General features: G+C 51.2%; 6 protein-coding genes and 1 CRISPR repeat array. Of the genes, 3 read left to right on the plus strand and 3 right to left on the minus strand.

The annotated features are described in order from the left end of the window. The first annotated feature begins 143 nt into the window (after positions 1-143). Positions 144-2,061: direct repeats of the CRISPR family, unit length 29 nt; unit sequence ATTGTCCCCACAGGCGTGGGGGTGAACCG. A gap of 185 nt (positions 2,062-2,246) precedes the next feature. Next, a complete protein-coding gene (locus ABEB26_RS24250; protein WP_345724676.1) occupies positions 2,247-2,783 on the minus strand; it encodes a cysteine hydrolase family protein in 537 nt (178 codons plus the stop codon). Positions 2,784-3,099: 316 nt separating this feature from the next. Next, complete coding sequence (locus ABEB26_RS24255; protein ID WP_345724677.1) at positions 3,100-4,110, minus strand: LacI family DNA-binding transcriptional regulator; 1,011 nt, start codon at positions 4,108-4,110, stop codon at positions 3,100-3,102. Positions 4,111-4,561: 451 nt separating this feature from the next. Between ABEB26_RS24255 and ABEB26_RS24260 the strand changes: the two genes are divergently transcribed. The 3 genes from ABEB26_RS24260 (at position 4,562) to ABEB26_RS24270 (ending at position 13,355) form a co-directional block, all read left to right on the plus strand. Beyond that, on the plus strand, positions 4,562-10,225 hold the full coding sequence (locus ABEB26_RS24260; protein WP_345724678.1) for a fibronectin type III domain-containing protein: 5,664 nt from the start codon (positions 4,562-4,564) through the stop codon (positions 10,223-10,225). Between the two features lie 636 nt (positions 10,226-10,861). Then, on the plus strand, positions 10,862-11,053 hold the full coding sequence (locus ABEB26_RS24265) for a hypothetical protein (protein ID WP_345724679.1): 192 nt from the start codon (positions 10,862-10,864) through the stop codon (positions 11,051-11,053). A gap of 55 nt (positions 11,054-11,108) precedes the next feature. Further along, complete coding sequence (locus ABEB26_RS24270) at positions 11,109-13,355, plus strand: clostripain-related cysteine peptidase (RefSeq protein WP_345724680.1); 2,247 nt, start codon at positions 11,109-11,111, stop codon at positions 13,353-13,355. A gap of 66 nt (positions 13,356-13,421) precedes the next feature. Here ABEB26_RS24270 and ABEB26_RS24275 read toward each other — a convergent pair whose 3' ends face one another. Further along, the gene (locus ABEB26_RS24275; RefSeq protein ID WP_345724681.1) at positions 13,422-15,104 is read right to left on the minus strand and encodes an FG-GAP repeat domain-containing protein; all 1,683 of its coding nucleotides are present in this window, start codon (positions 15,102-15,104) and stop codon (positions 13,422-13,424) included. Positions 15,105-15,334: the final 230 nt, after the last annotated feature.

The following is a 15,334-nucleotide window of genomic DNA, read 5'->3' on the forward strand; positions in this document are numbered from 1 at the left end:
CGCGAGATCAAGGGCCATGTGGCGAAATTCCGCCGTAAAGGTGCGAGGGTTTTGCCGTGTCATTGGTGGATTCCTTTCCCGTACCAGTATGATAGCATACATGTCTATACGTTCAGGACCACATCAGTTCCTCGGATTGATAAATTGTCCCCACAGGCGTGGGGGTGAACCGTCCTGTCTTTTGCCTAGTACCCTTGTCAAGATATTGTCCCCACAGGCGTGGGGGTGAACCGATATAGGCGCATCACTCAGCAACCTAACCAAAATTATCCCCACAGGCGTGGGGGTGAACCGTCAATTCAAATTGGCGGAGTTTCTAAGTAGGTATTGTCCCCACAGGCGTGGGGGTGAACCGATCCCAGTAGAGGCCGGAACACTCAGAAGCGGATTGTCCCCACAGGCGTGGGGGTGAACCGTCAAAACGCCGGAGCGCTCGCCGATGAATATGATTGTCCCCACAGGCGTGGGGGTGAACCGGCACATTTGTCCCCTTAGCCGAAGCCTATGCAATTGTCCCCACAGGCGTGGGGGTGAACCGCCCGCATGCTCCGCACGGCGGAAGTGCGCACCATTGTCCCCACAGGCGTGGGGGTGAACCGTTGTACCTTTATCTGTTTTCATCAGGTGTTATATTGTCCCCACAGGCGTGGGGGTGAACCGCCCTCAACTATTCCGGCCAATGCCAGGTGTTATATTGTCCCCACAGGCGTGGGGGTGAACCGCCGAACGCCACGATCAAGCATAAACCAGACGGATTGTCCCCACAGGCGTGGGGGTGAACCGTGGATAATATCCAGCTTGCTCGTTGTGCCAAGCATTGTCCCCACAGGCGTGGGGGTGAACCGCAACTCAAGAACGAAAGCGACATGGCCTACAAATTGTCCCCACAGGCGTGGGGGTGAACCGTGTGGCATTGAGCCGTTACTTGACATTGATTGTCCCCACAGGCGTGGGGGTGAACCGCTGCCCACTTGAATCGCTGGCTGTTTGATGCGATTGTCCCCACAGGCGTGGGGGTGAACCGCCGAACGCCACGATCAAGCATAAACCAGACGGATTGTCCCCACAGGCGTGGGGGTGAACCGAAAAAACTGATGAAGAGATTAATAATGAATCTATTGTCCCCACAGGCGTGGGGGTGAACCGTTGTTCTTCAAGGTCGTTGATCTCGCCAAGTGATTGTCTCCACAGGCGTGGGGGTGAACCGCGGCCTCATTACGTGTACTAGTCTCATAAGCAATTGTCCCCACAGGCGTGGGGGTGAACCGCGGCCTCATTACGTGTACTAGTCTCATAAGCAATTGTCCCCACAGGCGTGGGGGTGAACCGAGCCTGCTCGGCTATCGGTAGTCTTGGCTGGGATTGTCCCCACAGGCGTGGGGGTGAACCGGCTGCTCAAGACATCGGCAATAGCTTGTTGCTATTGTCCCCACAGGCGTGGGGGTGAACCGAGCATGTGCAAGTCTCGCCTGGGTATAAAAGCATTGTCCCCACAGGCGTGGGGGTGAACCGGCCGCTGACCAATTCTTGTCTGTGTATGCCACATTGTCCCCACAGGCGTGGGGGTGAACCGACGCGCTCATTGCTGCGGCTGCCGGAAGATGTATTGTCCCCACAGGCGTGGGGGTGAACCGTCGTGTGGCCAAACCTTCATATGCTGAAATGCATTGTCCCCACAGGCGTGGGGGTGAACCGTTGTTCAATCACGCTGGCCAGCTCGGCAACGCATTGTCCCCACAGGCGTGGGGGTGAACCGTTTGTTTCTAAATCCTCTAATGCTCCATCTCAATTGTCCCCACAGGCGTGGGGGTGAACCGTACGATGAACACAAAAAGGAAAGACTGGAAATATTGTCCCCACCGGCGTGGGGGTGAACCGAGAGGGAACAACAGTAAAAGTATTGGGAGGAAATTGTCCCCACAGGCGTGGGGGTGAAGCGGAACAGACAACGATTGAAGCCGTGCTTGATGGATTGTCCCCACAGGCGTGGGGGTGAACCTTGCAAAGCATCCCGTTGATTTGAGGTCAGGCCATTGTCCCCACCGGCGTGGGGGTGAACCGCTGTCGGCTTAGAACACTTGCGTCAAAGTTTTGGATCGCCGCGAAGTGATTATACCGTTTGTCTTCCAATGAGTACATGCTGATGGAAATGTATGAATTGCGCATTATCATTTGAGGTACGGCAATGAGTCAAACAGTGAATGCTCGAAGCATTGGCATACCCCATACCTGTCAGGGAAGGCCTACTACTCGCCGCCTGGGCGTGTAAAGTCGATCTGTTCGGTGCGTGCCGTGCCATTCGTGCGCCCCGGATAGGACAGCCACTGCATGGCGATATTGAGGTCTTGCACAATGGCTGCCGCTTCGATCAGAGTGCCGTTCTCCAACTGGATCGTTCCAGTGGTATGTGCATCACTAAGCAAGGTGAGATCATACCCACGTTCAAGTGCTCCATACGCCGTGGCGCGAATGCACCAATTGGTTGCCGCCCCTGCCAGCACTAGGTGCGAAACTCCTAACGCTTCTAGTTCTTCCGATAAGGTGGTGTGTTCAAACGATGAATTGAACTGCTTATGGATGCGTGGCTCACCTGCAGTTGGCACTAACTCTGGAACCCATTGCCACTGCGGACTATCAGTGGGCAGTTCTGCATCAGCGTGTTGAACCCATAGCACGGGAATATTTTCGGCACGAGCACGCTCCACAGCGCGGGCAATATTCCCGATGATCCGTGATGCATCCCATGCGTCATTGATAACCCCAACCTGGGCATCAACGACCACAAGTGCCGCGTTATTTCCTTCTCGAATAGTTGCTATACGGTGCTCCTTTGTTACAATTCAGCAGAGAAACCTTCTTAGGATTATAGCACATATGTGCGACACTAATCTCCAGCAAAACCACGAACGAAGCGCATTCCCATTCAGGGTATCAGTACTGTCTGACCTCCTCGCTTGATCTGCGCGGCGCGGTATTTTTGGGAATGTGGCATTCGCTATTAGGCAGCTTGCGTCCGCCCTGATTTAATGTTAATAAGGATTTGAGGTATTTGTTTCGAGGAGCGTTTTTGGGCAAGCATTTTTGCTTGGCTGATCGCTGCTAACGGCGTGCAAAGTTCGTTGATTCACGAATTACCAAATCGGGAGTTAGCTGAGGCAATGACCATGGATGTTGATCGATTAAATTAAGCGTTGCTTTGGCGGCACTCATGCCCATTTCAAAGGTTGGTTGGCGAACGGTGGTTAATGGGGGGGTAGTATAGGCTGAGCTTGGTAAATCATCAAAGCCAATCAGTGAAACATCTTCAGGGACGCGAATTCCCCGCCGATAGAGTGCTAAGCGGGCTCCATAGGCCATTTGGTCATTGGCAGCAAAGAGGGCGGTAAACGGGTTCGCTCGCATTAATAAGGTTTCAACGGCGAGTAAGCCCGATTGTTCTTGAAAAGTTCCTTCAACAATCAGGTCGCGATTAATTGGTAAGTTGGCATCGCGCAGAGCTTGTTCGTAGCCCGCTTGGCGATCAAGTGTATCTTGATGGCTGCGAATCCCAGTAATATGGGCAATCCGCTGATGACCCATTTCAATTAAATATTGGGTTGCGCGATAGGCTCCTTGGAAATTATCAACTAAAACACAATATTCTTCCAAACTTGGCACACTTCGCCCAATAATGATCAAAGGAAACTCTTGGGCTACGGCCAACATTTCAGCATCGGGCATTAAGCCGCCCAAAATGATCAGTGCCTCGGGTTGGCGTGAGCGCAGAATGTTTAACGCGTTGTATTCCTCAGCTTGTTGCCAGTTGCCATTGGCAAAAATAGGGTGATAGCGGCTGCCCCGAAAGCCATATTCGATGCCGCGCAGCAACTCGCCATAAAACGGGCTACCAATATCTTGGGTCAGTACCCCAATAATTGTGGATGTGCCACGAGCTAGGCCTTGGGCAATCAGATTTGGCCGATAATCCAACTGTTGGATCGCAATCGTTACAGCTTGGCGTTTGGCTTCAGCTACAGGCGTGGTGCTGTTCAAAACCCGCGAGACGGTACTGGGTGATACGCCAGCTTTGCGTGCAATATCATGGATGGTGATCCGTTTATTTCCAGTCATAATACTTAACCAAACTAGTGCTTCCAAGCTATCAATACATTGAATAATGAGCATCAACAATACCATATTCCCGTTTGAATGCAAAGCATGGGCTTATGCCGATTGTGGCGCAAAAGGATCGTTGGCGTTGGTTTAATCGCTGCTTGCTGCTTATGTTGCGATTAGCACGTTGTTGCTTGTGCTCCACAACTGTCCTAGTATCGCTGTATTTTGAAAATATTTTCATAAAATAAACGATATTTTGAAAATTATTTTCACAAACTTTATAAAATGAATAGAATAATCCAAATTTCCAATCAAATCCTTGACTTTTTATTAAAATCATGCTAATTTTCTGAAAGCGATTTCAAGATCTCACCTCTTTATCACCAACCTTCATGATCCGTGTTTAACTGGCCCTTTTACCAACACCTTAACCAGATTCAGGATGTTCTGAATAAAAAGGAGACCAATGATGGACTCAGCAACGCTAGCGCGTCATCGTATATTTCGAAAGATCACGCTGCTCATCCTCACAAGCTTTATCCTCGGTCTTTTTGCCTTTTCGATTCAATCAGCTGCTGCTCAGACTACGCCAACGGCCTCGGATAAGGCCTATAGTTGGTTGCGCTCACAGCAATTGCCGAATGGGTTGGTCGATAGTTTCGAGCAAGGTGGGGCTGCCGACGACCTGTGTGTGGTGTACGACCAAGCGGTAGCAGCGATCGCCTTTGTGGTGAAAGCCGATTACGATCGTGCGCGTGCCGTGTTGACCGCCTTGCGTGGCTTGCAATGGGATGATGGCAGTTGGCACAATATCTACGCCTGTGGCAACCCCAACCAAGTGCTGGAATGGCATCGTGATGTGGGGCCAGCGGTGTGGGTGGCCTTGGCAGTGGCGAGTTATGAAGCGGCGACCGGCGATCTGGTGACCTATCGCGAGATGGCGCTACGAGCGGTAAACTTTGGTTTTGGGTTTCAGCAGGATGATGGTGGGGTGAATGGTGGCTTTGAGGCGACCCAACAAGGCTATCGCTTCCACAGTTGGGGATCGACCGAGCATGCGATTGACCTGTATGCGGCGGCTCGCTATTTTTATGGCGATCAACCGCGCACGGGGCAAGTGAAGCAGTTTCTCGAAACGGTGGTGTGGGATGCTGCCAAAGGTCGCTGGTTGGGTGGCCGCGCGGATCAGCGCGACCCGTTGGATGTGAACACCTGGGGCGTGGCCGCGTTGGGCGATGAGTATGTGATGGCGTTGGAGTATGCCTTGACGACGCATCGGGTGACCTTGGGTGGCATTGATGCAGTGGATTTCAACAGTGACCGCAATGATATTTGGTTTGAGGGCACAGGCCAATTGATTGTGGCGTTGCAGGCCGTGGGTCGCACCAGCGACGCGACGTATTTTCTGCAACAAATGGCGAAGGGCCAAACGGCGAATGGGGGAATACCCTATTCCTTACAAGGGACGAATAACGGCTATTGGACGATGAGCATGGCGAATGCGGTGTCGAGTGCAGCTTGGTTGATTTTTGCCGATGCTGCCTTCAATCCGCTAGGTTTAGGCACTGCGACGATCACAAGTGCTACGCCAACGCCTGATCCGGTGATGGTGGAGCCGCCCGTGAGTGCCTCGGATAAGGCCTATAGTTGGTTGCGCTCACAGCAATTGCCGAATGGGTTGGTTGATAGTTTCGAGCAAGGTGGGGCTGCCGACGACCTGTGTGTGGTGTACGACCAAGCGGTAGCAGCGATCGCCTTTGTGGTGAAAGCCGATTACGATCGTGCGCGTGCCGTGTTGACCGCCTTGCGTGGCTCACAATGGGGTGATGGCAGTTGGCACAATATCTACGCCTGTAGCAATCCCAACCAAGTGCTGGAATGGCATCGTGATGTGGGGCCAGCGGTGTGGGTGGCCTTGGCAGTGGCGAGTTATGAAGCGGCGACCGGCGATCTGGTGACCTATCGCGAGATGGCGCTGCGAGCGGTGAACTTTGGTTTTGGGTTTCAGCAGGATGATGGTGGGGTGAATGGTGGCTTTGAGGCGACCCAACAAGGCTATCGCTTCCACAGCTGGGGATCGACCGAGCATGCGATTGACCTATATGCGGCGGCTCGCTATTTTTATGGCGATCAACCGCGCACGGGGCAAGTGAAGCAGTTTCTCGAAACGGTGGTGTGGGATGCCGCCAAAGGTCGCTGGTTGGGTGGCCGCGCGGATCAGCGCGACCCGTTGGATGTGAACACCTGGGGCGTGGCCGCGTTGGGCGACGAGTATGTGATGGCGTTGGAGTATGCCTTGACGACGCATCGGGTGACCTTAGGTGGCATTGATGCAGTGGATTTCAACAGTGACCGCAATGATATTTGGTTTGAGGGCACAGGCCAATTGATTGTGGCGTTGCAGGCCGTGGGTCGTACCAGCGACGCGACGTATTTTCTGCAACAAATGGCGAAGGGCCAAACGGCGAATGGGGGAATACCCTATTCCTTACAAGGGACGAATAACGGCTATTGGACGATGAGCACGGCGAATGCAGTGTCGAGTGCCGCATGGTTGATTTTCGCCGATGCAGCCTTCAACCCACTAGGTTTAGGCACGGCAAATATCACGAGTGCTGCGCCAACGCCTGATCCGGTGATGGTGGAGCCACCCGTGAGTGCCTCGGATAAGGCCTATAGTTGGTTGCGCTCACAGCAATTGCCCAATGGGTTGGTTGATAGTTTCGAGCAAGGTGGGGCTGCCGACGACCTGTGTGTGGTGTACGACCAAGCGGTAGCAGCGATCGCCTTTGTGGTGAAAGCCGATTACGATCGTGCGCGTGCCGTGTTGACCGCCTTGCGTGGCTTACAATGGAGTGATGGCAGTTGGCACAACATTTATGCTTGTAGCAATCCCAACCAAGTGCTGGAATGGCATCGTGATGTGGGGCCAGCGGTGTGGGTGGCCTTGGCAGTGGCAAGCTATGAAGCGGCGACCGGCGATCTGGTGACCTATCGCGAGATGGCGCTGCGAGCGGTAAACTTTGGCTTTGGCTTTCAGCAGGATGATGGTGGGGTGAATGGTGGCTTTGAGGCGACCCAACAAGGCTATCGCTTCCACAGTTGGGGATCGACCGAGCATGCGATCGACCTGTATGCGGCGGCTCGCTATTTTTATGGCGATCAACCGCGCACGGGGCAAGTGAAGCAGTTTCTCGAAACGGTGGTGTGGGATGCCGCCAAAGGTCGCTGGTTGGGTGGCCGCGCGGATCAGCGCGACCCGTTGGATGTGAACACCTGGGGCGTGGCCGCGTTGGGCGACGAGTATGTGATGGCGTTGGAGTATGCCTTGACGACGCATCGGGTGACCTTGGGTGGCATTGATGCAGTGGATTTCAACAGTGACCACAATGATATTTGGTTTGAGGGCACAGGCCAATTGATTGTGGCGTTGCAGGCCGTGGGTCGCACCAGCGACGCGACGTATTTTCTACAACAAATGGCGAAGGGCCAAACGGCGAGTGGGGGAATACCCTATTCGTTGCAGGGGACGAACAACGGCTATTGGACGATGAGCACGGCGAATGCGGTGTCGAGCGCAGCCTGGTTGATTTTTGCCGATGCTGCCTTTAACCCGCTTGGCCTGATTGGTGATGATCAAGCACCAACTGCGCCTACCAATCTGACAGTTTCGTTAATCACGGCTACAACTGCCCAGCTTGCTTGGAATGCGGCGAATGACAATATTGGGGTTGAAGGCTATGCAGTGTATCTCAATAACGCTGTTACTCCAGTAGCTGAATGTCGAGCTGTTCATACAACTCAATGCACGTTGACCAGCCTGAATCCACTCACTGCTTATAGTATTACGGTCAAAGCCTTTGATGCGGCGGGCAATGTTTCGGTTGTGAGTAATTCGGTTGACATAACTACGCCTGATCTTGATCGGATTGCCCCGACTGCCCCGACCAACCTGAATGCTACCGATGTGACTGCTGCCAGTATGCTGCTTCGTTGGGCGGCTTCAAGTGATAATGTCGGCGTGATTGGCTATAACGCCTATCTTGGCACGAACCCGATTGCGGTTGCCAGTTGCAATGGCGTAACGACAACCGTATGTAGCCTGACTAGACTTACGCCCAATACTGAATATAGCATTACGGTCAAAGCCTTTGATGCGGTGGGTAATGTTTCTGCTGCCAGCGCTAACATCAGCGTGACAACCTTGGCCGATACTCAAGCCCCAACACCACCATTGAATCTTCAGGTTTTGGCTAAAACCATGACGACGATTGGCATAAGTTGGACGGCTTCAAGCGATAATGTCGGCGTGGTTGGCTATAATGCCTATCTTGGCACGAACTCAATTGCGGTTGCCAGCTGCAATGCTGTAACGACAACCATGTGTAGCCTAACCGGACTTACGCCCAATACTCAATACAGCATTACGCTGAAAGCCTTTGATGCGGTGGGTAATGTTTCTGCTGCCAGCAATGGGTTGGTTATTCGTACCAACCCATTACCAACATTTGGCAATCCTTGGTATGTGCTTGATGGCGCTACTCAAACTATACCAAGCCAACTCAGCACAACCAGTGGCGATGCCGCCGCCAGCGATTCGATTCCAGCGGCGAGTGCAACCAACATCGATGGTCAGGCAACTCAAACCATCAGCTATGAGGCCAAAAATCTCACGGCTAGCTACGATAGCAGCAAAACCACCCAGTTTGAGTTGTTTATTGATGCAGGCACGGCAGTTGGCAATGGCACCCAAGCACGCGTTGCCTATGATTTTACTGGCGATGGCACATGGGATCGAATCGAAACCTACAACTATTTTGCGACTGATCCGGTGAATAGTTGGGAACGCTATAACCATACTCGTGGATTACGCTCAGCAACGGGCAGCTTTGCCAATTTGACCAATGGCAAGGTGAAACTTGAGCTTTGGAATGCAATCGGCAATAACCCATCGATCATTCGCACGAGTGCAAGTAGCGCCGATGGGCAACAATCAACCTTGATTTTGCCATTCTTGGTAACAACCGTTGATAGCGAGGCTCCCACTGCGCCAACCAACCTTCTGCGCGGCACGACGACTGCTAGCTCAGCAGCCTTTACCTGGCAAGCATCAAGCGATAACGTCGGGGTCGTGGGTTATTCAGCCTACCTCAATGGTAGTCAGGTTGCTGAAGCAAATTGTCAGATGGTGACAGGCCTCGGCTGTACTATCACTGGCTTGAGTGCCAATACCAGTTATAGCGTGGTGGTTACAGCCTTTGATGCTGCTGGCAATCAATCCGAGGCTAGCGCAAGCATCGCATTTACTACTCCCGAATTGGATACGATTAAGCCAACAGCGCCAACAAATGTTGCAATTGCCAATATAGGCTCTACCACGGCTACGATTAGCTGGAATGCAGCGACTGATAATCTGGGAATTGTTGGTTATTCGGTGTATCTGAATGGGGCAACTCAAGCAGCCAGTGGGTGTAGCCTTGTCGTTACGCTGAGCTGTGCGCTGAGTGGCTTGAGTGCCAATACCAGTTATAGCGTGGTGGTTACAGCCTTTGATGCTGCTGGCAATCAATCCGAGGCTAGCCTAACTGTCACGTTCATAACTCCGTCCAACCCATTTCGTTCGCAGTTGTATCTGCTTGATGGTGCTAGCCAAACCGCTAGCGGAATGTTGAGTATGATTCCGGGCAATGCTGCGGCTAGTGATCAGCTTGCGAGTGCCCAAAATGGGAACTGGGATGGGCTGCCAACTAATGCTATCACCTATCAGATTAATGATCTGACGGCAACCTATGATCCTGCGAAAACTACTCAATTTAATCTCTATCTTGATGCAGGCACAGGCGTAGGCAACGCCAGCCAAGTGCGCGTTTCTTACGATTTTACTGGCGATGGCACATGGGATCGGATCGAAACCTATAACTATTTTGCGACTGATCCGGTGGCTGGCTGGGAACTATACACTCATACTCGTGGGTTGCGCTCGGCAACAGGTAGCTTTGCCAATTTGACCAATGGTAAACTGAAAGTTGAACTTTGGAATGCAATTGGCAATGGTGAATCGCTCGTGCGAACGAGTGCCACGACGGCTGATGGCCAGCAATCGGCGCTGACGCTGCCATTTAGTGAATAACGTTCGTTGTTGAGCATTCTCGAGAAGCATTTAAAGCTGGCGGGTTTGATTTGGATGCCAGCCATTTACAGATTCGCCGTATCTTGATGGCTCTGGTAATGCTTGGTGTGGTGACACCCTGGAACTGGGGCGCTGGAATATTAGAAATCTGGTGCAACCATGCTGTTTCAGCACAATGGTTGCACCAGATTTCCAGCGGCAGCTAGCGGCGCTATGGATGGAATCTGATACATTGACCATCGTTTTCGATTGACAGCAATCCCCTTTATCTCCCATGCTCGTGCTCGTGGTCGGCGCAACTGAACTCCTGATCTCCCTCCACGCCAATAGATCATTGAAGCCCATGACCCTACTTATCATGACCGTGCGGCGCTATGGATCGGCCTTCGTAAGCTGCATTCCATGAACCGTTGCAACTGATATTGAGTAAGTCCCTGATTTGCTCTGAATGATTTATTCAAATATCTAGATAATATTGTTTCCTCGCCAAACTTGATCTATCGATGGTACGAGTTTTTAATGGTTATCAGCGTTTTTGCAACAAGCGATGTATAATTCAAAATAACCCCAACTGCAATAAATCTGCTCCATGATGCTCTATGTAGTAAGTAATCACTTGGTAGAAGGAGTGCTTTGATGAAGCCTGAAGACATTGCCAAAAAAGTTCGCGAAGTTGCCGAAGAAAGCTTGAAAAACGCCCATACCAACGACTCCGATGATCAACTTGACCAAGCTAACGAGCCGCATGATCGTCGCCCAGTCAAAGAGGCCGATGAACATATTACCTTGCGCAAACGCCGCCGTCCTAGTGGCAACGATGATGATTAATCGTTGACCCATGTTAGGTAAAATATTCATTTTTTGCACTTTGTAGGAGTGTTGTATGCAGCAGATTGCGCCGCGACGCTGGCGTTTGATTCGTTTTAGCCTCATTTTACTCTTGCTCTTAGCCGCTTGTGCCGATCTCTCCGAACCAACTCCGGTGGCAAAACGCACTCCGATTGCTGGCCAAGCTACGCCCGCCGACCCAACTCGCACCCCCGCTGGCCGCGATGATCAGACCTGGCTGATTATGCTCTACTCCGATGCCGACGATGAGATTCTTGAAGAAGATATGCTCAACGACATCAACGAGGCTGAACTGGTTGGTTCAACCGATCGGGTGCGTGTAGTTGCTCAGGTTGATCGTTACGATGGCGGCTTCGATGGCGATGGCGATTGGACGAGCACCAAACGCTTTTACATCGAACAAGACGACAATCTTGAGCAAATGAACTCGAAAGAAGTCGCTGATCTCGGCGAAGTTAATATGGCCGATGCCGATACCTTGATCGATTTTGTCACCTGGGCCGCCAAAACCTATCCCTCAGACAAATATGTATTAATTATGTCTGACCATGGCGCTGGCTGGCCTGGCGGCTGGAGCGATCCAGATCCTTCAACCACAGGTCGCCACGATATTCCGCTGGCTGAGAGCTTTGGCGATATGCTCTTTCTAATGGAAATGAGCGAAGCACTCGAACATATCATCGCAGAAACTAACATTGGCGAATTCGAGTTGATTGGTTTCGATGCCTGCTTGATGAGCCATGTTGAGGTCTATAGCGCAATTGCGCCCTATGCTCGTTACGCCGTGGCCTCGCAAGAGCTTGAGCCATCATTGGGTTGGGCGTATGCTGCAATTTTAGGGCGCTTAACCGATAGTCCTGAGATTGATGGCGCTGAGCTGTCACGGGCGATTGTCGATAGTTACATCGAGCAAGATCAACAAATTCTTGATGATGATGCCCGCGCCAAATATGTTTCGCGTACCTACGATTTTGATGGCGATGTTTCTGCCGAGGAAGTTTTAGAGCAAGAGCGCAAGGCGATCACCCTAACAGCAATCGATTTGGGCAAATTGCCTGCGGTGATCGATGCCCTTGATCGCTTGGTCATCACTTTGTCCGAGGCTGAGCGCAAAGATATAGCGGCAGCGCGGCGCTACACCCAAGCCTTCGAGAGCGTGTTTGATAGCGATCAACCTAAGCCCTATATTGATCTTGGGCACTTTGCTCAATTGCTTAAGCAAAAAGTCAATGTGCCAAGTGTCAACAAAGCCGCCGATGACCTGATTGCAGCGATTGATCGCAGTTTGATCGCTGAGAAACATGGCGATGAAAGAGCTGGAGCAACTGGCATTTCGATCCATTTTCCCAACTCCAAACTGTATACCAGCGCCGATGCTGGCTACAAATCCTATAACACGGTTGCCGTAAGCTTCGTCAACGATTCGCTATGGGATGAATTTTTGGCCTTCCAATACGCCAAAAAGCCGCTACCTACTACGATTGAGCAACCAACCGCAACCGTTGAACGCCAGCCAACTCCAACCCCAGAGCCAATTGATGTGACCGAGGTTGAAGCACCAGGCTCCGAGCCTATTACGGTTGCAGCGATCGAACTTTCCAGTACAACCGCTAGTCTCGATCAGCCAGTTGTACTCACGAGCAGCATCACTGGCGATAATATTGCCTTTGTCTATATTTTCATCGGCTACTACGATCAAGAATCCGATTCAATTCAAGTCTTGGATATGGACTACCTTGATGCTGAGCAGACGCGTGAAATTGGCGGGGTCTTTTATCCCGATTGGGGCGAGGCCTCGACAATTGATATTGAGTTCGAGTGGGATACACAAGTTTTTGCCATGCACAACGAAACCACCTCAAGCCTAGCCTTGTTCAGCCCCGAGGATTATGGTGCATCGCCCGAAGATGCCACTTATACGGTCGAAGGCTTGTACACTACGGCCAAAGGCAAAAAGACCCGTCGCGCGTTGATGTTGTTCAGCAATGGCGAGTTGGTCCAAGTGCTTGGCTATACCGGCAAAGAAGATACTGGCTCGTTGCGCGAAATCAACCCCAAACGTGGCGATAAATTTGTCGTGCTCGACACCTGGCTGGAAGAATCGCAGCAAACTGGCGAGAGTGAATTTGTCAATTACGAAGGCGAAACCTTTGTATTTGGCGACGATAACTTTACCTGGGAGCTTGAGCCAGCCCCCGCTGGGAATTACCTCGTTGGCTTCTTCGCTGAAGATTTTGATGGGAATGTCTACTCAGCCTATGAAACCTTGATTGTCGAGTAAATACTTAAACAACAACGGCGCTGGTTTTGCACCAGCGCCGTTCTTTATTTTAGTGAGGTGGTCAATCTAAGGAATCCAAATCAACCAGACTGCGCTATTGCCATAAACCGACCCAGCTAGATCGCGGAAGGTGATCGTAAGTTCTTGATCAAGCCATGATTGTAATTCGCTGCGCGAAATTTCGACAACTTGGGGCGTGGTTAAGGTGTGTTCATACAACACTGCATTATCAGCCCAAACCGTCATTTGATCATCAACCCGAACTTCGGCAATCGCATCAGGACGCGATGAAAGATAGAAACGCCCCGTTGTTGGCAATGGGCTATTGATTGTTAATGTCGTCGTGTAATAAATTTGGCCTTGTTGGTCAATTGGCAGAAGCGGCTGAGCCACGGCATTAATCACTATTGGGAAAATTGGGCGGCTATCGGTTACCAGTGGCAAGAAGGTGGTTGAGCTACCTGCTACTGGCGTTACGCTTGGTTGGATCGTCGGCGTGGCGGTTGGGGTACTAGTTGCCGTTGGGGTACTGGTTGCCGTTGGGGTACTAGTTGCCGTTGGGGTTACGGTTGGCGTACTGGTTGCAGCAGGAACCCGCCGTAATAAAACGCTTATGCTATTACCATAAAAATTTGAGGTCGCAATATCGACCAAACCATCGTTATTCAAATCGGCATAGATCAACGACGTTGGGTGTACACCTGAGGTAACTAGTTGCGGACTGCTAAAACTGGCATTGCCTAAGCCAAAATAAATACTGACCGTGCCAGGATCAACATCATTAACCGTATTAGTTGCCAAGATATCCAGCATGCCGTCACCATCGAGGTCAGTTATTTCAATATCGCCTGGGCCTTGCAAGAAAATCGTTGGAGCAAGCGGCGTAAAGCTACCACTCCCATTATTGATCAAGCGGGTCATGCTTTGTTCCCAACGGTTAACCGCGATAATATCGTTATCGCTATCACCATCGATATCGCCAATGCCTGCGCTATGTGGAACATTGCCAACGCCATAATTAACTGTTGGACTAAACGTGCCGTTCGCATTATTAATCAACACGCTGACACTATCGCTACCAGCATTGGCCACAACCACATCAGGATAACCATCGCCAGTCAGATCGCCAACTGCCTCAAGCGTTGGCGAGGCCTGCACCATATAAATTGTTTGATTGGCGAAGGTTCCATTACCATTGCCCAATAAAATACTAACCCCTTGACTATCTTGGTTGGTCACAACCGCATCAAGTTCAGTATCTTGATTCAGATCACGCAAAATTACGTCGGTTGGGCGTGAACCAGTGCTAAAAGATTGAGCAATTTGGAATGTGCCATCGCCATTACCAAGCAATACCCCCAATTGGTTAGAGGTTTGTTTCGTAACCACAATATCTAAATCGTTATCACCATCAACATCGCCAACATCGATGCCACAAGGCGTAGCGACGCTATAAGTGGTGCGAGCTGGAAAAACGCCAGCTCCATTATTCAAAAATATTTGAACTTCGCTACTTGCCTGATTTGTGGTCGCCAGATCAACAAAACCATCGCCATTGAAATCACCACGACCTAATTCGCATGGGCGGCTTGGTGAGCTATAGGTCACCACCGGATGAAAATCAATTGGATTAGGCAGCGTTTGAGCAAACAAGCCTTGACTATTGGCGTTAACCACCAACCAACTGCTCACGACAATTGTGCCTATGCTAGCCAGCATGGCACGCCGAAAAAACATTGTGGTCTGCATAAATCTCCCATCAATCGAAATGTAGGGTTTTGTTCCTCTCTGCACTGAGGCTACAATGACAGTATAGCATAGCGTATTTGGTGTTACTATCCTTCTGTTTGCAGGAATACACTGGGGATATTCTGCTCTGTTTTACTATTAGAGCAGCTACCCTCAAAGGTATAAGCTCCTTTGCGGCCACATACTGCTCTCAAGGGGCTTGTCGCATTTTCAAATCCCTGTAATCAAGC

The sequence above is a fragment of the Herpetosiphon gulosus genome (assembly GCF_039545135.1).
GTDB lineage: Bacteria > Chloroflexota > Chloroflexia > Chloroflexales > Herpetosiphonaceae > Herpetosiphon > Herpetosiphon gulosus.